Source organism: Paraburkholderia silvatlantica (genome assembly GCF_003096715.1).
In the GTDB taxonomy this organism is placed as follows: domain Bacteria; phylum Pseudomonadota; class Gammaproteobacteria; order Burkholderiales; family Burkholderiaceae; genus Paraburkholderia; species Paraburkholderia silvatlantica.
The window spans coordinates 113,196-130,320 of record NZ_QEOL01000014.1; the positions used below are offsets into that span (position 1 = coordinate 113,196).

General features: G+C 67.7%; 16 protein-coding genes. 8 read left to right on the forward strand and 8 right to left on the reverse strand.

The window, feature by feature from the left end; genetic code table 11:
• Positions 1-43: 43 nt before the first annotated feature.
• Together rpmF and C7411_RS19575 are read right to left on the reverse strand one after the other, a co-directional pair.
• Positions 44-223, reverse strand: a complete 180-nt coding sequence (gene rpmF / locus C7411_RS19570) for a 50S ribosomal protein L32 (RefSeq protein WP_042261161.1) — start codon at positions 221-223, stop codon at positions 44-46.
• 134 nt (positions 224-357) lie between these two features.
• Positions 358-999 (reverse strand): DUF177 domain-containing protein, encoded by a 642-nt coding sequence (locus C7411_RS19575; RefSeq protein ID WP_110387386.1) that lies wholly within the window; start codon positions 997-999, stop codon positions 358-360.
• A gap of 487 nt (positions 1,000-1,486) precedes the next feature.
• On the opposite strand from C7411_RS19575, the gene C7411_RS19580 reads away from it, so the two are divergent.
• Positions 1,487-2,125 (forward strand): Maf-like protein, encoded by a 639-nt coding sequence (locus C7411_RS19580; RefSeq protein ID WP_110387387.1) that lies wholly within the window; start codon positions 1,487-1,489, stop codon positions 2,123-2,125.
• On the forward strand, positions 2,122-2,853 hold the full coding sequence (locus C7411_RS19585; RefSeq protein WP_110387388.1) for an SAM-dependent methyltransferase: 732 nt from the start codon (positions 2,122-2,124) through the stop codon (positions 2,851-2,853). The genes C7411_RS19580 and C7411_RS19585 overlap by 4 nt, the downstream gene beginning before the upstream one ends.
• 101 nt (positions 2,854-2,954) lie before the next feature.
• Here C7411_RS19585 and C7411_RS19590 read toward each other — a convergent pair whose 3' ends face one another.
• Genes C7411_RS19590 through C7411_RS19605 form a run of 4 tightly spaced genes read right to left on the reverse strand, consistent with a single transcriptional unit; the run spans position 2,955 to position 6,146 of the window.
• The gene (locus C7411_RS19590) at positions 2,955-3,959 is read right to left on the reverse strand and encodes a S49 family peptidase (protein WP_110387389.1); all 1,005 of its coding nucleotides are present in this window, start codon (positions 3,957-3,959) and stop codon (positions 2,955-2,957) included.
• A gap of 49 nt (positions 3,960-4,008) precedes the next feature.
• On the reverse strand, positions 4,009-4,413 hold the full coding sequence (locus tag C7411_RS19595; RefSeq protein ID WP_042261152.1) for a Rieske (2Fe-2S) protein: 405 nt from the start codon (positions 4,411-4,413) through the stop codon (positions 4,009-4,011).
• On the reverse strand, positions 4,410-5,069 hold the full coding sequence (locus C7411_RS19600) for an HAD-IIIA family hydrolase (protein ID WP_110387390.1): 660 nt from the start codon (positions 5,067-5,069) through the stop codon (positions 4,410-4,412). Before C7411_RS19600 ends, C7411_RS19595 begins: the two co-directional genes overlap by 4 nt.
• 33 nt (positions 5,070-5,102) lie before the next feature.
• On the reverse strand, positions 5,103-6,146 hold the full coding sequence (locus C7411_RS19605) for an RluA family pseudouridine synthase (protein WP_110387391.1): 1,044 nt from the start codon (positions 6,144-6,146) through the stop codon (positions 5,103-5,105).
• 881 nt (positions 6,147-7,027) lie between these two features.
• Between C7411_RS19605 and C7411_RS19610 the strand changes: the two genes are divergently transcribed.
• The 6 genes from C7411_RS19610 to C7411_RS19635 all read left to right on the forward strand — a co-directional run bounded on the left by C7411_RS19610 (position 7,028) and on the right by C7411_RS19635 (position 14,424).
• Complete coding sequence (locus tag C7411_RS19610) at positions 7,028-10,246, forward strand: Rne/Rng family ribonuclease (RefSeq protein WP_110387392.1); 3,219 nt, start codon at positions 7,028-7,030, stop codon at positions 10,244-10,246.
• Positions 10,247-10,410: 164 nt separating this feature from the next.
• A complete protein-coding gene (gene moaA, locus C7411_RS19615) occupies positions 10,411-11,532 on the forward strand; it encodes a GTP 3',8-cyclase MoaA (protein WP_110387393.1) in 1,122 nt (373 codons plus the stop codon).
• A 7-nt stretch (positions 11,533-11,539) separates the two neighbouring features.
• Positions 11,540-12,172, forward strand: a complete 633-nt coding sequence (gene mobA / locus C7411_RS19620; RefSeq protein ID WP_243413243.1) for a molybdenum cofactor guanylyltransferase MobA — start codon at positions 11,540-11,542, stop codon at positions 12,170-12,172.
• A 107-nt stretch (positions 12,173-12,279) separates the two neighbouring features.
• Positions 12,280-13,584 (forward strand): molybdopterin molybdotransferase MoeA, encoded by a 1,305-nt coding sequence (moeA, locus tag C7411_RS19625; RefSeq protein ID WP_110387395.1) that lies wholly within the window; start codon positions 12,280-12,282, stop codon positions 13,582-13,584.
• Positions 13,585-13,651: 67 nt separating this feature from the next.
• Complete coding sequence (locus tag C7411_RS19630; RefSeq protein WP_028212919.1) at positions 13,652-13,927, forward strand: hypothetical protein; 276 nt, start codon at positions 13,652-13,654, stop codon at positions 13,925-13,927.
• Complete coding sequence (locus tag C7411_RS19635) at positions 13,927-14,424, forward strand: GNAT family N-acetyltransferase (protein WP_110387396.1); 498 nt, start codon at positions 13,927-13,929, stop codon at positions 14,422-14,424. Before C7411_RS19630 ends, C7411_RS19635 begins: the two co-directional genes overlap by 1 nt.
• 79 nt (positions 14,425-14,503) lie before the next feature.
• On the opposite strand, the gene C7411_RS19640 is transcribed toward C7411_RS19635, so the two are convergent.
• Complete coding sequence (locus C7411_RS19640) at positions 14,504-16,042, reverse strand: DNA recombination protein RmuC (RefSeq protein ID WP_110387397.1); 1,539 nt, start codon at positions 16,040-16,042, stop codon at positions 14,504-14,506.
• Positions 16,039-17,028, reverse strand: a complete 990-nt coding sequence (locus C7411_RS19645) for a 2-hydroxyacid dehydrogenase (RefSeq protein ID WP_110387398.1) — start codon at positions 17,026-17,028, stop codon at positions 16,039-16,041. Before C7411_RS19645 ends, C7411_RS19640 begins: the two co-directional genes overlap by 4 nt.
• Positions 17,029-17,125: the final 97 nt, after the last annotated feature.

Here is a 17,125-nt window from a genome sequence, read left to right on the forward strand (position 1 = left end):
GGGTCATCGATACTGCGAGACACTGCGCCGCACGCTGAAACGATTAGTCGTTCTTGGTCTTGACGACTTTCTTGCCGCGGTAGTAGCCGTTCGGGCTGATGTGGTGACGCAGATGCACTTCACCCGTGCCCGGCTCGACGGCCAGCGGCGCGCCCGTGAGGAAATCGTGCGAGCGGTGCATACCGCGCTTCGACGGCGACTTCTTGTTTTGTTGAACTGCCATGATAACTCCTGAAAATTTTCCGAATTCTAACACAGCCCGGTCCGGCCGCCGCCACCCCTGGAGGATAGCCGGACTCCGGGCTCAGGCCCACGCGTCGGGTACTGCCTGCCCCACGCAGCCGCCCAAGGCTTACCTTAGTGCTTGCCGCCAGGACCGTCCTTCTTGAGCGATTCGAGCGCGGCAAACGGGTTGACGCGCTCTTCCGGCTCGACTTCCTGCTCCGGCACGTCGTCCACCGAATCCACGCCCTCCGCGCCGTCGGGACCCGAGGCGAGGCTTTCGTGAATTTCCGGACAGACTTCGTGCTTCGGCACCAGCGGCAGCGAGAGCAACAGCTCCTCTTCGATCAAGTCGACGAGATCGAAATGGCGCGAGCCCACGATCACTTCGACTTCATCGTCGTCGAGCGGAAACTCGTCCGCCTCTTCTTCCGTCTGGACGATACGGAAGGTCGCATCCGCATTGAATGCCTGCTCGTAGGGAGCCAGGCACCGCTGGCACGTGAGCCACGCGCCACCGTGAACAGCCAGCCGCAGGTATGGCTGCGGCCCTGCGGCGCCGTTGTCCTGCAATTCCTGCCGGGTAAAGCCCGCAGCCTGCCAGGTGAACGCGGTGTCGCGATCTGGCGCCTCGGCCGGGACTTCGTTTAACATGCGCGGCAGTTGCGAGACGCGCACGACGCCTGCCGCTTCGCGCTCGCTGCGCGCGAATTCGAAGATATCGAAGTCGCGCGGGTTCAGTTCGGCGCCGGCAGGCTTGCCAGAATGTTCGGTCATGTGCGCTCTCCTGCTTCAAGGCTTGGGCGGCCGGCGAGCGATGCGCGAAAGCCGTTGGCGGCTCGCAGCTATCCAGCCTTGCCGGCCCGCACTTGCCTCTATCGACCTGCGTTTGCCCAAATTCGCCATCGACACACCGCTGCCGGCAAGGTTTTTCGAGCCGTAACGTCGCAAGACCGAGCCGTAACGCCGCAAGATTCAGGCGCCCGCACAAGACGTGCAACGAGAGCATACCGATGAAAAGCCCAAAATCATATCGCCTTTATCTTTGCGAGTCAAACACTTAAGCTCGCATACGCAAGTATCTGTGCGAGCGCGGTTTTCGGGAGCCTCAGACAGCGTTTTGCAGGATATCCGCCCCCGTTTTCGACGCGAAATCCACCCGAAAATCGCCTGACAAATCACCAAACATCACCAGACCACAGCCGCCTTTTCTCCCGTCACCTTCACAGCTACATTCGCAGCCGCTTTGATACCCCGATCGAACATGCAGGATTCTTCCTCGCAGGCCCCGCGCACGGGCCGCCCCGCCCTCATCCTCGCCTCTAGCTCGCGCTACCGGCGCGAGTTGCTCGAGCGTCTGCGCATTCCCTTCGACACGGCCGTGCCCGCCGTCGACGAAACGCCGCACCCCGGCGAAACGCCCGAAGCGACGGCGCTGCGCCTCGCTGCTGCGAAGGCCCGCGCCGTGGCTGCCGCCCTGCCCGCGGGCGCGGCGCGCACGCTCGTGATCGGCTCCGATCAGGTCGCCACCTTCGACGGCCGCCAGATCGGCAAACCCGGCACGCACGCACGCGCGCTCGAGCAACTGCAGGCCATGCGCGGCCGCGAAGTGCTGTTCCATAGCGCCCTGAGCCTGCTCGACACCGCAACTGGCCAAACGGATACCGTCGATGTCGTCACGAAGGTGCGCTTTCGCGACCTGCCCGATGCCGCGCTCGACGCCTATCTGCGCGCCGAAACGCCTTACGACTGCGCGGGCAGCGCGAAATCGGAAGGGCTTGGCATCGCGCTGCTCGACGCGATCGAATCGGACGACCCCACCGCCCTGATTGGCCTGCCGCTCATCGCACTCACGCGCATGCTGCTTGCCGCGGGCTATCCGTTGCTGGAGACACGAGCATGACGAATGGCGCAAAGGGCACCCTCTATCTGATCCCCAACACGCTGGGCGACGGCGACGACGCCGCGCTCAACGCCGTCCTGCCCACGCCCGTGCGCGAACGCGCGGGCGCGCTCGCAAGCTATATCGGCGAAAACGCGAAGACCACGCGCGCCTTCCTCAAGCGCGTGGGCACGACGCGTCCGATCCAGGAAATCGAAATCCGCGAACTCAATGTCAACACGCCCGCAGGCGAGATCGACAAGCTGCTCGCACCGCTGCTTGCGGGCATCGACACGGGGCTCGTTTCCGAGGCTGGCGTACCCGCAGTCGCCGATCCGGGCGCGCTGCTCGTGCGGCGCGCGCACGAGCGCGGCATCAAGGTCGTGCCGCTCGTGGGCCCGAGCTCGATTCTGCTCGCGTTGATGGCGTCGGGCCTGAACGGCCAGAGCTTCGCGTTTCACGGCTACCTGCCCGTCGACGCGAACGAGCGCGTGAAAAAGCTGCGCGATCTGGAGCAGATCTCACGCAAGAGCAAGCAGACGCAGATCTTCATCGAGACGCCCTACCGCAACCGCGCGCTGCTCGACGCGCTGCTCGCGACCTGCGCGCCCTCCACGCTCGTGTGCGTCGCCGCCGATCTCACGCTGCCCACCGAGACGATCGTGAGCCGCGCCGTATCCGACTGGAAACAGAAGCCCGCGCCCGAACTGCACAAGCGGCCGGCAATCTTCCTGCTGCTCGCGCACTGAACGGGCTTCGACGCGCTAAAAAGAGAATTGGCCGCGGCGCAGCCATCGCGCAGCGGCCAATTTTTCTACGGCCCGACGGGAAGCTAACGCACCGCCGCCGCTCAGTGCACCGATACCTTGCCGCCCATCAGCAGCGAATGCATGGCCGCCGAGCCGATGTTCGCGCCCACACGCTTGGCCACGCGATCGGTGAGGCTTTGCTTGACCGTGTAATCGACGACGTCCGGCGCCTTGATGATTTCGCGCGCTACGTAATCGGTGTCGCCGTAGCCATCCGCGAGACCGAGCTCCACGCTCTTCTGGCCGGTCCAGAACAGGCCCGAGAAGATATCCGGCGAGTCCTTCAGACGCGTGCCGCGGCCGGCCTTCACAGCGTCGATGAACTGCTGGTGGATCTGGTCGAGCATCTCCTGGGCGTGCGCGTCCATTTTCGGCGTGTCGGGCGAGAAGGGATCGAAGAAGCCCTTGTTTTCGCCCGAAGTGCGCAGGCGCCGCTGGACGCCGAGCTTGTCCATGAGGCCGGTGAAGCCGAAACCGTCCATCAGCACGCCGATCGAGCCCACGATGCTCGCCTTGTTGACATAGATCTTGTCGGCGGCCGCTGCGACGTAATATCCGCCCGAAGCGCACATGTCGCCCACCACCACGTACAGCGGGATAGCCGGGTACTTGGTGCGCAGACGGTGGATCTCGTCGTTGATGATGCCGGCCTGCACCGGGCTGCCGCCGGGGCTGTCGATGTGCAGGATCACGCCCGCGGTGCCGTCGTCGTCGAAGGCGCTGTCCAGCGCGCTGATGATGTCGTCGGCGTTCGCCGACGTGTCGGAGCCGATTTCGCCGTCGAGCGAAACAAGCGCCGTATGACGCCCTTCACTCTCCACGCGCGCACCCGAGAGGTCGAGGATCGCCCACGCGATCACCACGAACACGGCGAGAAACGCGAAGCGAAAGAAGATGCGCCAGCGCCGCGCCGCACGCTGCTCGGTGATGGCCGCGAGCGCGATGCGTTCGAGCGCCTCGCGCTCCCAGCCAGGCGCGGGGGCGCCGCGGTCTGACGAAGCGGCGCGGGGCGCTTCGTTCGAATCAGGGGTCGGATTGTCGGACATGCGAGCGGTTAACGGTCGAAAGGGGTCGAAAGGGGTCGAAGGTCAGAGGTCAGGTTGGGGTCGGACGCAAAGCGTCGTCCGGCAGCCAGAATACCGCACGCCCCTCGGGCGTGTCGCGTTCCTCGACGCGCACGGGGCGCAAACGCCCGCCCCGGCATGGGCCGCCCACGCACTTGCCCGTGTCGGGCTGGTAGATCGCGCCGTGCGTGGCGCACATCAGATAGAGCCCCGACGACTCGAAGAACTGGCCCTCGACCCAGTCGAGTTCCATCGGCACGTGCGCGCAGCGGTTCAGGTAGCCGTACACCTCGCCGCCGTAGCGCACGAAAAACACCACGGCGTCGCCGCCCGCATAGGTCGCGTTCATGCGCCGCCCCGCGCCGCCCTCGGCGAGTTCATCGGCCGCGCAGACGCGCACCGGCTCGAGCGTCGCGGCCCCGGGCGCCGCGCTCATGCGTTCTCCCGCAGCCAGCCCGCGAGCGCGGCCACGTCCGGCGCGACGAAGCGCGGCTCGAGCTTTTCGAGTGCGCCGGACGCATGCGCGCCATACGCCACGCCGATGCCCGCCGCGCCCGCGTTGATCGCCATCTGCAGATCGTGCGTCGTGTCGCCGATCATCACCGTACGGCCCAGATCCTGCCCCAGTTCGCGCGTGAGCTCCTGAAGCATGGCCGGATGCGGCTTCGAGAAGGTTTCGTCGGCGCAGCGCGTGCCGTCGAAGAGGCTCGTGAGCCGCGAATCCGCCAGCGCGCGGTTCAGCCCCACGCGGCTCTTGCCCGTCGCCACGGCGAGCAGGTAGCCGGTGTCGCGCAGTTCCGCGAGCATCTCGCGCACGCCGGCGAACAGCTCGGTCTGCTGGTCCTTCAGCAAATAATGGATGCGATAGCGCTCGACGAGCCGCGGGTAATCGGCCGGATCGAGCGTGGGCGCGGCAATCTGCAGCGCCTCGCGCAGGCCGAGGCCGATCACGTAGCTCGCCGCCTCGTCGCCGGGCACGGGCAGGCCGAGGTCGCGGCACGCCGCCTGGATGCTGTGCGTGATATGGGCGGTCGAGTCCATCAGGGTGCCGTCCCAGTCGAACACAATCAGGTCAAATAACTCTCGAGCCATGCAGGACTTCTCCAAACGCTGTCAGATTCGGTGTCATTCGGGACTCGCCGCGTCAGGTCGGGCCGCGTCGGTCGCCGCGCCTTCCTCGCGCTGCGCGCGCAACGCGTCGACGAAGCTGCGGCAGTCCGCCGGCAATGGCGCCTCGAACTGCAACGGAACGCCCGTAAGCGGGTGAGCGAGCTTCAGCCGGTGCGCATGCAGAAACATCCGCTTGATGCCCGGCCGCGCGCCCGTGCGCGCGAGGTCCTTGTTGAGCGCGAAGTCGCCGTACTTGGCGTCGCCGACGATCGGCAGGCCGAGGTGAGCGAGGTGCACGCGGATCTGGTGCGTGCGGCCGGTCTTCAACTCGGCTTCGAGAAGCGCGTAGCCCGGCCAGCGCTCGACGAGATTGAACACCGTATGCGAGGGCAAGCCGTCCGGCTGCACGCGCACGCGGCGCTCGCCTTCCGGGGTCAGATACTTGTGAAGCGGCTCCTTCACGGCGCGCCGACGGCCCCAGTCGCTCGCCCATTCGCCGTGGACGCAGGCGAAATAGCGCTTGTCGGTCTGGTTATCGCGCATCTGCGCATGCAGGCCCACGAGCGCGGCGCGTTTCTTGGCGAGCATCAGCACGCCCGACGTTTCGCGGTCGAGCCGGTGGACCAGCTCGAGAAACTTGCCCTGCGGGCGCGCCTCGCGCAACTGCTCGATCACGCCGAACGCCACGCCGCTGCCGCCGTGCACGGCCACGCCGGCGGGCTTGTCGATGACGAGCAGCGCGTCGTCCTCGTAGATGACGGGAAACTGGGCCGCCGGCACAGGCGCGGCACCGGCCGGCGCGCTCGATTGCGACGTGCGGATCGGCGGCACGCGCACGATGTCGCCTTCCGCGAGCCGATACTGCGCATCGACCCGACCCTTGTTTACGCGCACTTCCCCGCTGCGCAAAATGCGATAGATGTGGCTTTTCGGCACGCCTTTGCAGACGCGCACGAGAAAGTTGTCGATGCGCTGACCGGCCGCGCCCTCGTCGATTTCGACGAACGAAACCTGGTCGCTTGCGACCTGATTCTGGGATATTTTGCCTAACCCTTTCATTCTGAATATAATTTGCCCAGCGCCGACGCAACGGTAGGCCAAATGGCCCAGGCCAAACGGCCAAATGTCCTGCGAACCCCAAGAGGGTTATCCTGGACTTGGACCACGCGGCGAGCGCAGGCTGCAAGCGATAAACGGTTATTTTACTTGCGCCCGGGGCTGGTTGCTCACCCCGCTTGATGAGAAGCAACGAGTTGCACGCACGGATCACCACTCCGGCAGGGACGGCGCCCACAGGCACGTTCGGTCAGGGGCGGCTCCGCCGGTAACGGAACATTGGTATAAAGAATTTATCCGGCGCGTCCCGCCGCGCGGTCGAAGTGACCGCCGCAGGAGGCGCCGGTGGCGAAAATACGGCGAGCGCCCGAAGCGTCCCGGCAAGGTGCGGGACACGGCGACGTCAAAAGTGGCGAGACACCCCGAGGGGGAAGACGGGCGTTGTTCCTGAAAGCTTCCCGTGCGCGGCCCTGATTGAATCTGGAGGCCGCGAACCTGATCCAGTCGCAAGCGCGCGCGGTTCGCCGCTGCGGCCGGCGTCTGCCAAGGCCAGTGCGATGTGCACACGATGAGCACAACCATCGGCACATCGATGGCCACGGCAGGCAGGTGAACTGGAAGCGCAGGAAAACGTTGCCGTCGCGAACCCGCGGCATGTCTCTTCGCTTCTTGAAGACGTATTTCGCATGTGCCCACGCGGCCCCGTCCACGGCAACGCAACGCCGGACCGGCGCCCAGAAAAGGCAATTCTCCCCGCCATCGTTCCCGCTCCAGCGTGCTTGTGACAACACAATAAGGCGCGGCTCGCCGCGGCCCGCACCGTGCTGCCTGGCGTCGCCGCCGCGCACCGTGCGGCTCGCGCGCGAACGCACTGGAGTCGTTCAATGAAACGAATGCTGTTCAACGCGACACAGCAGGAAGAACTGCGTGTCGCCATCGTCGATGGACAGAAGCTCATCGACATCGACATCGAAACCGCCGGGCGCGAACAGCGCAAAGGCAACATCTACAAGGGGATCGTCACCCGCATCGAGCCTTCGCTCGAAGCGTGCTTCGTCAACTACGGCGAAGACCGCCACGGCTTCCTGCCGTTCAAGGAAGTCGCCCGCCAATACTTCCGCGAAGGCATCGACATGCGCGGCGCGCGCATTCAGGACGCCCTCAAGGAAGGCCAGGAGCTGATCGTCCAGGTCGAGAAGGAAGAGCGCGGCAACAAGGGTGCCGCCCTCACCACGTTCATCTCGCTCGCCGGCCGCTACCTCGTCCTCATGCCGAACAACCCGCGCGGCGGCGGCGTCTCGCGCCGCATCGAGGGCGACGACCGTCAGGAGCTCCGCGAAACCATGGCGCAGCTGCAACTGCCGGACGGCATGAGCATCATCGCGCGCACGGCCGGCATCGGCCGCTCCGCCGAAGAGCTCCAGTGGGACCTGAACTACCTGCTGCAACTGTGGCGCGCCATCGAAGCCGCGTCGCAGGCCGGCCAGTCCGGTCAGCCCATGCTGATCTACCTGGAATCGAGCCTCGTCATTCGCGCGATCCGCGACTACTTCCAGCCCGACATTGGCGAAATCCTCATCGACACCACCGAGATCTATGACCAGGCGCGCGCCTTCATGGATATCGTGATGCCGGACAATGTCAATAAGGTGAAGCGGTATCACGACGACGTGCCGCTTTTCTCGCGTTTCCAGATCGAGCACCAGATCGAGACGGCGTATTCGCGCACGGTGCCGCTGCCCTCGGGCGGCGCGATCGTGATCGACCACACCGAGGCGCTCGTCGCCATCGACGTGAACTCGGCGCGCGCCACCAAGGGCGCCGACATCGAGGAAACCGCCGCGCGCACGAACCTCGAAGCCGCCGACGAAGTGGCGCGCCAACTGCGCTTGCGCGACCTGGGCGGCCTGATCGTGATCGACTTCATCGACATGGAGTCGGCCAAGAGCCAGCGCGAAGTCGAGCAACGCCTGAAGGACGCGCTGCGCCACGACCGCGCCCGCGTGCAGATGGGCAAGATCTCGCGCTTCGGCCTGATGGAGCTGTCGCGCCAGCGTCTGCGCCCCGCCCTCTCGGAAGGCAGCCACGTGACCTGCCCGCGCTGTAACGGCACGGGTCATATCCGCGATACGGAATCGTCGGCGCTTCAGGTCCTGCGCATCATCCAGGAAGAGGCGATGAAGGAAAACACCGCGGCAATTCATTGCCAGGTGCCGGTCGAAGTCACCGCCTTCCTGCTCAACGAAAAGCGCTCGGAAATCAACAAGATCGAGTCGCGCTTCAAGGTCGCCGTCGTTCTGATCCCGAACAAGCACCTCGAAACGCCGCACTACAAGCTCGAGCGCCTGCGTCACGACGATGCGCGCCTCGACGACCCGCGCGCCTCGTGGAAGATGGCTGAGGAAGCGGCTCGCGAACTCGAGTCGGAAACCGGCTACAGCAAGCGCACCGCCGAAGCCAAGCCCAAGCAGGAAGCCGCGGTGAAGGGCATCACGCCGGAGCGTCCGGCGCCGAGCGCGCCGGTCAAGCCGGCCGAGACCGCGCCCGTCGCGGCGCAGATGGCCGTCACGCCCGCGGGCGGCGGCTTCTTTGGCTGGGTCAAGCGCCTCTTCGGCGGCGCACCGGCTGCGGCGCCCGCGCCGGCACCGGTCGCGCAACCGGAAAAGACCGCCCGTCCGACCCGCGAAGCGCGTACCGAGCGCGGTGAGAAGCCCGGCGGCGGCGAGCGCAACCGCAATCGCCGTTCCGGCGGCCGCGACGCGGCAGGCCGCGGCGAAAGCGCAGGCAGCGCTCGTACCGGTCAGCCGGCTGGCCGCCGTGAGGAACGCGAGCCGCGCGAACAGCGGGAGCCGCGTGAAGCCCGCGAAGGCCGTGGTGCCCGCGAGCCGCGTGAACAACGCGAACCGCGCGAGCAGCGTGAACCGCGCGAAGCGCGCGCCGAACGCGAACAGCGCATCGAACGCGTCGAGCGCGGCCAGGAACGTAGCGATGTGACAGCGGAAGCCGGCGCCGCACGCGGCGAGCGTCAGGAACGTGGCGAGCGCCGCGAGCGTGGTGAACGCAGCGAACGCAATGAGTCGCGCCGCCGTCAGCAAGCCGAGGCCGCCGAAGCCCAGGAAGCGCGTCTTGACGCCGCATCGGCTGGCGCTGAAGGCGTCGAGGCGCCGCAAACGGAAGAACTGCCCGAAGGCGTGAGCGCCGGTGCCGACGAAGAAGGCGCACCGCGTGAAGGCGAAGAACGCCGCCGCCGCCGCCGCGGCCGCCGTGGCGGTCGCCGCGAGCGCGAGACGGAAGCAGCAGGCCTGACGCCGGGTGCGGACGCACCGGAAGGCGAAGAGCAGGCCGCACCCGCTCAACCGGCGATCGAGCAGCCTGCCGTTGCTGCCCAAGTGCATGAAGCATCGGCCGCGCAAGCGCGCACCGAAGCTGCTGTCGAGACTGTCGTGACCGCGCTGCCGGCCGCAGCCGTCCTCGCCGAAGCCGGGCACGCGCCCGCCGCCGTGACGACGACGCAAGTCGAAACCGTCGCGCCCGCTGCAGAGCAAGCGCCGGCACCTGCCGAAGCCGCACCGGTGAGCGTCGAAACCGCCCACGTGGTCGAGCCGAAGGCCGAGGAACCTGCGGCGCCCGCCGCACCTGTCGCTCCTGTGGCGCCTGCCGCAGCGGAAGAGCCTGTCACGCCGGCAGCCCCGGTCGAGCCGGTCCAGGTCGAAGCGCAGCCTGTCGTGCGGGAAGACCGCGTCGAAGCACCGCGCACCGAAGCGCCCGTGGCAGCGGCAGCAGCACCCGTCGCTCAACCGGAGCCGGCGCAGGAAGCGGTAGCCGCCGCTCCCGCGGTCGTCGCGATCACCGAGCCGGCCGCGCCGCATCCGGCCCCGGTGGCAACGGCAGCTCCCACGGCTGCGAGCGCCGCAGACACGCTGCGCCCGATGCTGGAATCGGCGGGTCTCGTCTGGGTCAATACGGACGCCGACAAGCTGCGCGCCGCGCAGCAAGCCGCCGCGCAACGGGTGAAGCCCGCGCGCACGCCGCGCGAGCGCAAACCGCTGCCACCGGTCGACACCACGCCGATGCAGCAGGTCGAAACCACGCGCCAGCCGTAAGCGCTGCAAGCGCAACTGGCCGCGCGCCGGACCTCGAGTCTGGCGCGCCCCCCCAAAAAGCCCGCCCCACCCGGCGGGCTTTTTTTGATATATCAGCGTTCTCCCTCGTCTGTAGGCGGTTGCAGGTTCGGCTAAAATCGAATCAACGCGAGAACGAAGAGACCATGACACGACGCATCATCCCTGTTGCCGACGTTCGATCGCTGCCGCCCGAATTGCCCAGGCCGGCCGCGGGAACCGAGCGTGCGCCATCCGGCGCAGTCTTCGACGCGCTCGCCAGACCCCTGCGCGACCTGCGCATCTCAGTCACGGACCGCTGCAATTTCCGCTGCGTGTACTGCATGCCGCGAGCCGTGTTCGACAAGGACTATCCGTTTTTGCCCCATTCCGCGTTGCTTTCGCTCGAAGAAATCGAGCGGCTCGCGCGGCTTTTCGTCGCGCATGGCGTCACCAAGATCCGCCTCACGGGCGGTGAGCCGCTGCTGCGCAAGAACATCGAGTTCCTGATCGAGCGCCTCGCCGCGCTGCGCACGCCCGCAGGCGAACCGCTCGACATCACGCTCACCACCAATGGCTCGCTGCTTGCCCGCAAGGCGCGCGCCCTGCGCGACGCGGGCCTCACACGCGTGACGGTGAGCCTCGACGCCCTCGACGACGCCCTCTTTCGCCGCATGAACGACGCCGACTTCGCGGTGGCCGACGTGCTCGACGGCATTGCGGCCGCACAAGCCGTGGGGCTCGCGCCGATCAAGGTCAACATGGTCGTCAAGCGCGGCACGAACGACGGCGAGATCGTGCCGCTCGCGCGGCACTTCCGCGGCACGGGCGTCACGCTGCGCTTCATCGAATACATGGACGTGGGCACCTCGAACGGCTGGAACATGTCCGAAGTGCTGCCGTCGGCGGAGGTCGTCGCACGCCTTGCCGGGCACTGGCCGCTCGTGCCGCTCGAGCCCCACAATGCCGCCGAAACGGCGCAACGCTGGGGCTATGCGGACGGCGCGGGCGAGATCGGCGCGATCTCCAGCGTGACGCGCGCGTTCTGCGGCGACTGCACACGCGCGCGCCTTTCGACCGAAGGCAAGCTGTACCTGTGCCTGTTCGCCACGATGGGTTACGACCTGCGCGCGCTGTTGCGCAACGGCGCCACCGACATGGCGATCTCCGGCGCCATCGCGCAGGTATGGGAAGGCCGCGCCGACCGCTATTCGCAGTTGCGAGGCAGCGCGCAGGCGCCGGCGGCCTCCGATGAGCGCCGCATCGAAATGTCCTATATCGGCGGCTGAGCAGCCCATGACGCCGGTGAGCGCCCCCCCCATTGCCACCGCATCGATCACGGGCCTCGTGCTCGCGGGCGGCCGCGGCCAGCGCATGGGCGGCGCGGACAAGGGCCTGCAGATGCTGCACGGCAAACCGCTTGCAGCGCACGTGCTCGCGCGCCTCGCGCCGCAAGTCGGCGTCCTCTCTATCAGCGCGAACCGCAACGGCGACGCTTATGCTGCACTCGGCGCGCCATGGCGGGCGGGCGTGCTCGCCGATACGCTGCCCGGCTTCCCCGGCCCGCTCGCAGGGCTTCTCGCCGGATTGCGCGCGGCGCAAACCGAATGGCTCCTCACGGCGCCCTGCGACTCGCCGTGGCTGCCAGCCGACCTCGCCGAGCGCCTCACCCACGCCGCGCTCTCAGCGCGCGCCGACATCGTCACTGCGACCACCACGAATGCCGCCGGCGAGGTCTCGCTGCATCCTGTGTTCGCGCTCGTGCGCACCTCGCTCGCCGACGACCTCGCCGCGTTCCTCTGCGCCGGCGAGCGCAAGGTGCGTGCGTGGTACGCGCGCCACACGGCCGCCGAAGTCGCCTTTGCCGACGAACGTGCGTTTTACAATATCAATTCCTTACAGGAACTGGCCGAACTCGAACGCGCCTGAATTGCAGTCGGGCGGCACCCGGCCAGCCGCCGTCCCCGGCACGCGGCCGGCACGCCCGCCTGGACGATCGCCGCACACGCCGTGCGGATGCGACGCTTCCTCATTCGATGACCACGCTTAACCATCCCTCCGGCAGCGCCGGCTGCATCAGCCAGTACGATCCGCAAGCTTTGCCCGTCAGCGCCGCGCAGGCCATCGTGCTGCAGTGGGCGACGCCTCTTGCGGCGAGCGAACGCGTACCGCTGCGTGAGGCACTGGCGCGCGTGCTGGCCGAAGACGTGATTTCGCCGATCGACGTCCCCGCGCACGACAACGCCGCGATGGACGGCTATGCGTTCGACGCCGCGGCGCTCGCCGATGCCGCCGGCGGCCTCTCGCTCACCGTATGCGGCAAGGCCTTCGCCGGTCACCCCTACGTGGGCGAAGTGGCCGCGCATGCGTGCGTGCGCATCATGACTGGCGCGCCGATGCCCGCGGGCTGCGACACCGTCGTGCCGCAAGAGCAGGTGTCCATGCAGGGCGACGTCATCGTTTTCGATGCGAGCGCCGTCACGCGCGGTGCGAACGCCCGCCGCAAGGGCGAAGATCTCGCGCGCGCAAGCGTGGCGCTCGCAGCCGGCCGCGTGCTGCGCGCATCCGACATTGGCTTGCTGGCCTCGCTCGGGCTCGTCGAGGCGAACGTGAAGCAGCGCCTGCGTGTGGCCTACTTCTCGACCGGCGACGAATTGCGCTCGCCAGGCGAGCCGCTCGAGCCCGGCTGCATCTACGACAGCAACCGCTATGTGCTCGGCGCGATGCTCCAGCGCCTGAACGTCGAGGCGATCGACCTGGGCGTCGTGCGCGACGACCCCGCGGCGCTCGCCGCCACGCTGAAACTCGCTGCCGAAACCGCCGATGTCGTGCTAACCTCCGGCGGCGTCTCGGTCGGCGAAGCCGATTTCACGCGCACCCAGTTGCAAACGCTCGGCGACGTCTCGTTCTGGGGCCTCGCCATGCGCCCCGGCCGCCCGCTCGCGTTCGGCCGCATCTGGTCGGGCGGACGCCCGGGCGCCGGCCGCGCGGCGCTCCTGTTCGGGCTGCCCGGCAACCCGGTCGCGACGATGGTCTCGTTCTACCAGATCGTGCGCCCCGCTCTGATGGCGATGGCGGGCGCGCAAGCGCAGTCCGTACCGCTCGTGCCGGCGCTGAGCGATCAGCCGATCAAAAAGCGCGCGGGCCGCACGGAATTCCAGCGCGGCCTCGCGCGCCGCGACGCCAGCGGCCAATGGCGCGTCGCGCCGACCGGCTCGCAAAGCTCGGGCGCGCTCAGCACGATGAGCGAGGCGAACTGCTTCATCGTGCTCGCCCATGAAGCCGGCGATCTCGATGCCGGCGACGCCGTCGACATCATGCTGTTCGATGGACTCGTCTAGTGCGGCGGCGCCTCAGAGGCCATCGAACCCAACCACACGTCCACACCTGCATAACAGACCGACTACTATGAAAAAACAGATCTCGTTCATCGCTGCGGGCCAGACCGCCAAGGCGCTCATCCTCGTGTACCTGACCTTCAGCGTGCCGATCGTGCTGCTCGGCGTGCTCGTGGCGTTCGTGCGCTACGGCTCGGTCGAACTCTCGACCATCTTCAGCGCGCTGCTGCTCAACGCGATCGTCGGCTTCATCCTGCTGTGGATCGCCTGCCACGCCTACAACTGGGTAGCCTCGCGCTTCGGCGGCATCGAGATCCATCTCTCCGACGTGCCCGAGGAAGCGTGATGGCCGCGACGATCCGCGCCGCCACGGCCGCCGACGTCGGCGCGATGCACGCGCTGATGTACGAGCTCGCCGAGTTCGAGAAGCTCACGCATCTGTTCACGGGCACGGCCGACGGCCTCGCCGACGCCCTGTTCGGCACGCGCCCCGCCGCCGAAGCGCTGGTGGCGGAAGACGCCGGCCGCATCGTCGGCTACGCGCTCTTCTTCCACAACTACTCGACGTTCCTGAGCCGCCGCGGTCTTTATCTCGAAGACCTCTACGTGCAGCCGTCGCAGCGCGGCACCGGCCTCGGCACGGCGATGCTGCGCGCGCTCGCGGCGATCGCCGTCGAACGCGGCTGCGCCCGCTTCGAGTGGACCGTGCTCGACTGGAACACGCCGGCCATCGGCTTCTATGAAAAGCTCGGCGCGACCGTGCTGCCCGACTGGCGCGTCGTGCGCATGACCGGCGACGCGCTCGACAAGCTCGCCGCGACCGGTGAAACGATGATCGGGTAAGCAAACGCACCGCATGCGCCCGAATGCACACGGGCCGCCTCGATCAGGCGGCCCGTTTTCTTTTGGCCCGCAGGTTGGGTCACTCGTCGCCGAATCCCGCTTCGTTTTCTGCTTCGCCGTTGCCGTTGCCGTTACGCGGCGCGTCGCCGAGGAGATTCGCGGCGGCCTCGCCCGGCAGCGCCTCGACGTCGCGCAGCTTGCGGTTCATCGCACGCGTGCGCACCTGCGCCGCCTCGATGGAACGCGTGACCGTTTCGAGCTGCGACTTCGTGCGCGCGAGCACGTCGCCGAACTTGCCGAACTCCGTCTTGACCGCGCCCAGCACCTGCCACACCTCGCTCGAGCGGCGCTCGATCGCGAGCGTGCGAAAGCCCATCTGCAGGCTGTTGAGGAGCGCCGTAAGCGTGGTCGGCCCCGCCACGCTCACGCGGTAGTCGCGCTGCAGGACATCGGTCAAGCCCGGGCGGCGCAGGATTTCGGCGTACAGTCCTTCGGTCGGCAGGAACAGCAGCGCGAAATCGGTCGTGTGCGGCGGCGCAACGTACTTCTCGGCGATCGTGCGCGCCTCCGCGCGGATGCGCAACTCGAGCGCGCGCCCGGCCTCCTCGATCGCGAGCACGTCCGCGCGTTCCTGCGCATCGATGAGACGCTCGTAGTCTTCGCGCGGGAATTTGGCGTCGATCGGCAGCCAGACCGGCTCGCCTTGCTCCGCGCCGCCCACGCCGCGTCCCGGCAGGCGAATCGCGAATTCGACGCGCTCCGTGCTCCGCGGCACCGTTGCGACGTTCTTCGCATACTGCTCGGGCGTCAGCATCTGTTCGAGCAGCGCTTCGAGCTGCACTTCGCCCCAGGTGCCGCGCGTCTTCACATTGGTGAGCACCTTCTTCAGGTCGCCCACGCCCGCGGCCAGCGTCTGCATCTCGCCAAGCCCGCGATGCACCTGCTCCAGCCGATCGGAAACGAGCTTGAACGACTCGCCAAGGCGCTGTTCGAGCGTGGCGTGCAGCTTCTCGTCGACCGTGCGGCGCATTTCCTCGAGCTTCGCAGCGTTGTTCGCTTCGATGTCTTTGAGGCGCTGTTCGAGCGTCGCGCGCACTTCGGCGAAACGCCGGTCGTTGACTTCGGTGAGTTGCCCGAGCTGCTGCGTGAGCAACGCGCCGAAGTGGCGCAGCGCGGCGCCCTGCTCGTCGCGCGCCTGCTGGGCCTGCAGATGCAGGCTCTGGCGCACCGCGTCCAGCTGCTGCGTATTGGCCGCCGTGAGCTTGGCGAGCTGCTGTGCGAAACCGTCGATCTGGCTGTTCTGTACGGTCGCGATGCTGCCGAGCTGCGCCGCCAGCGCCTGCTGCACCTGCGCGAAGCCGCCGCCGAACTCGCTGCGCGAGCTCTGCGCCGTGCGCGCGATCTCGTTGCGCAGTTCGCGCTCGATGCGCTCGGCTGCGCGCGCCTGCGTATCCGTCGAGGCGGCGAGGCGGTCGCTCAGTTGATCGAGCGCGTCGAGCGTGGCCTGAGCGTCGGCGTCGCCATGGCCTTGACGCGCGCGCAGCAACGCCACGAGCGTCACGGCAAACGCGCTCGCCAGCGCAACGATCGCCAGCGACATGACGGCGAGCGCACTCATGTACGCGCTTGCCCCAGCACGGCGGGATTGACCGGATTGGGCGGCTGCCCCGCGCGCGGCCCCTCGCCGAGCGCGGCGATGAGGTTGTCGGCGGCGAGGTTCGCCATGGCGCGGCGCGTGGCTTCGCTCGCGCTCGCGATGTGCGGCGTGAGCACGACGTTCTCCACTTCGAGCAACGCGGGATGCACGCGAGGCTCGCCCTCGAACACGTCGAGGCCCGCCGCCGCGATCTGGCGCGTGCGCAGCGCGTGCGCGAGCGCCGCGTCGTCGACGATGCCGCCGCGCGCGATGTTGGTGAGCGTGGCGGTGGGTTTCATCAGCGCGAGTTCCGCTGCGCCGATCGTGTGATGGTTCTGCGCCGTGTACGGCAGCACGAGCACGACGTGGTCGGCCTGCCTGAGCAGCGCTTCCTTCGACAGATATTCGGCGTTCAGCTCGCGCTCGATCTCGGGCGCGACGCGCGAACGGTTGTGATACACCACGCGCATGTTGAAGCCGCGCGAGCGGCGCGCGAGCGCCTGGCCGATACGGCCCATGCCGATCACGCCGAGCGTGGCGCCATGAATGTCCGAGCCGAGAAACGCGTCGAACGACCACTTGTCCCACTTGCCGGCGCGCAGGAAGTGCTCCGATTCCGTCACGCGGCGCGCGGCCGCCATCATCAGCGCCCAGCCGAAGTCGGCCGTGGTTTCGTTGAGCACGTCGGGCGTGTTGGTGCCGAGCACGTTGGCCGCGTTGAAGGCGGCCATGTCGAAGTTGTTGTAGCCCACGGCCATGTTCGACACCACGCGCAAGCGCGGGGCGGCGGCGAGCGCGGCGGCGCCGATCGGGTCGCCCGCGGTGAGCGCGCCGTCCTTGTCGGCGAGACGCTGGTGCAGCGCCTCGGGCGCAAGCGCCTCGCCGTTGTTCCAGTCCACGTCGAAATACTGCTTGAGCCGATCGATCACGTCGGGAAAGATCGGGCGCGCCACGAGAATCTTTTGCATCGTTGCTCTCCACATTTCAGTCGATGTCCGTCATTGTTGCGCGTGACGGGGCGCTCCGGGAAGTCTCGCGCACTTTTCGCAGACCGGCCCGCAAGCG

Coding starts and splice junctions, on each gene's coding strand:
- C7411_RS19585 (WP_110387388.1), top strand. CDS start 2,122: ATGACGAATGGCGCAAAGGGCACCCTCTATCTGATCCCCAACACGCTG.
- C7411_RS19645 (WP_110387398.1), bottom strand. CDS start 17,028: ATGCAAAAGATTCTCGTGGCGCGCCCGATCTTTCCCGACGTGATCGAT.
- C7411_RS19595 (WP_042261152.1), bottom strand. CDS start 4,413: ATGAGCGCGGCGCCCGGGGCCGCGACGCTCGAGCCGGTGCGCGTCTGC.
- C7411_RS19575 (WP_110387386.1), bottom strand. CDS start 999: ATGACCGAACATTCTGGCAAGCCTGCCGGCGCCGAACTGAACCCGCGC.
- moeA (WP_110387395.1), top strand. CDS start 12,280: ATGACCACGCTTAACCATCCCTCCGGCAGCGCCGGCTGCATCAGCCAG.
- C7411_RS19640 (WP_110387397.1), bottom strand. CDS start 16,042: ATGAGTGCGCTCGCCGTCATGTCGCTGGCGATCGTTGCGCTGGCGAGC.
- C7411_RS19610 (WP_110387392.1), top strand. CDS start 7,028: ATGAAACGAATGCTGTTCAACGCGACACAGCAGGAAGAACTGCGTGTC.
- C7411_RS19580 (WP_110387387.1), top strand. CDS start 1,487: ATGCAGGATTCTTCCTCGCAGGCCCCGCGCACGGGCCGCCCCGCCCTC.
- C7411_RS19630 (WP_028212919.1), top strand. CDS start 13,652: ATGAAAAAACAGATCTCGTTCATCGCTGCGGGCCAGACCGCCAAGGCG.
- mobA (WP_243413243.1), top strand. CDS start 11,540: ATGACGCCGGTGAGCGCCCCCCCCATTGCCACCGCATCGATCACGGGC.
- moaA (WP_110387393.1), top strand. CDS start 10,411: ATGACACGACGCATCATCCCTGTTGCCGACGTTCGATCGCTGCCGCCC.
- C7411_RS19590 (WP_110387389.1), bottom strand. CDS start 3,959: ATGTCCGACAATCCGACCCCTGATTCGAACGAAGCGCCCCGCGCCGCT.
- C7411_RS19605 (WP_110387391.1), bottom strand. CDS start 6,146: ATGAAAGGGTTAGGCAAAATATCCCAGAATCAGGTCGCAAGCGACCAG.
- rpmF (WP_042261161.1), bottom strand. CDS start 223: ATGGCAGTTCAACAAAACAAGAAGTCGCCGTCGAAGCGCGGTATGCAC.
- C7411_RS19600 (WP_110387390.1), bottom strand. CDS start 5,069: ATGGCTCGAGAGTTATTTGACCTGATTGTGTTCGACTGGGACGGCACC.
- C7411_RS19635 (WP_110387396.1), top strand. CDS start 13,927: ATGGCCGCGACGATCCGCGCCGCCACGGCCGCCGACGTCGGCGCGATG.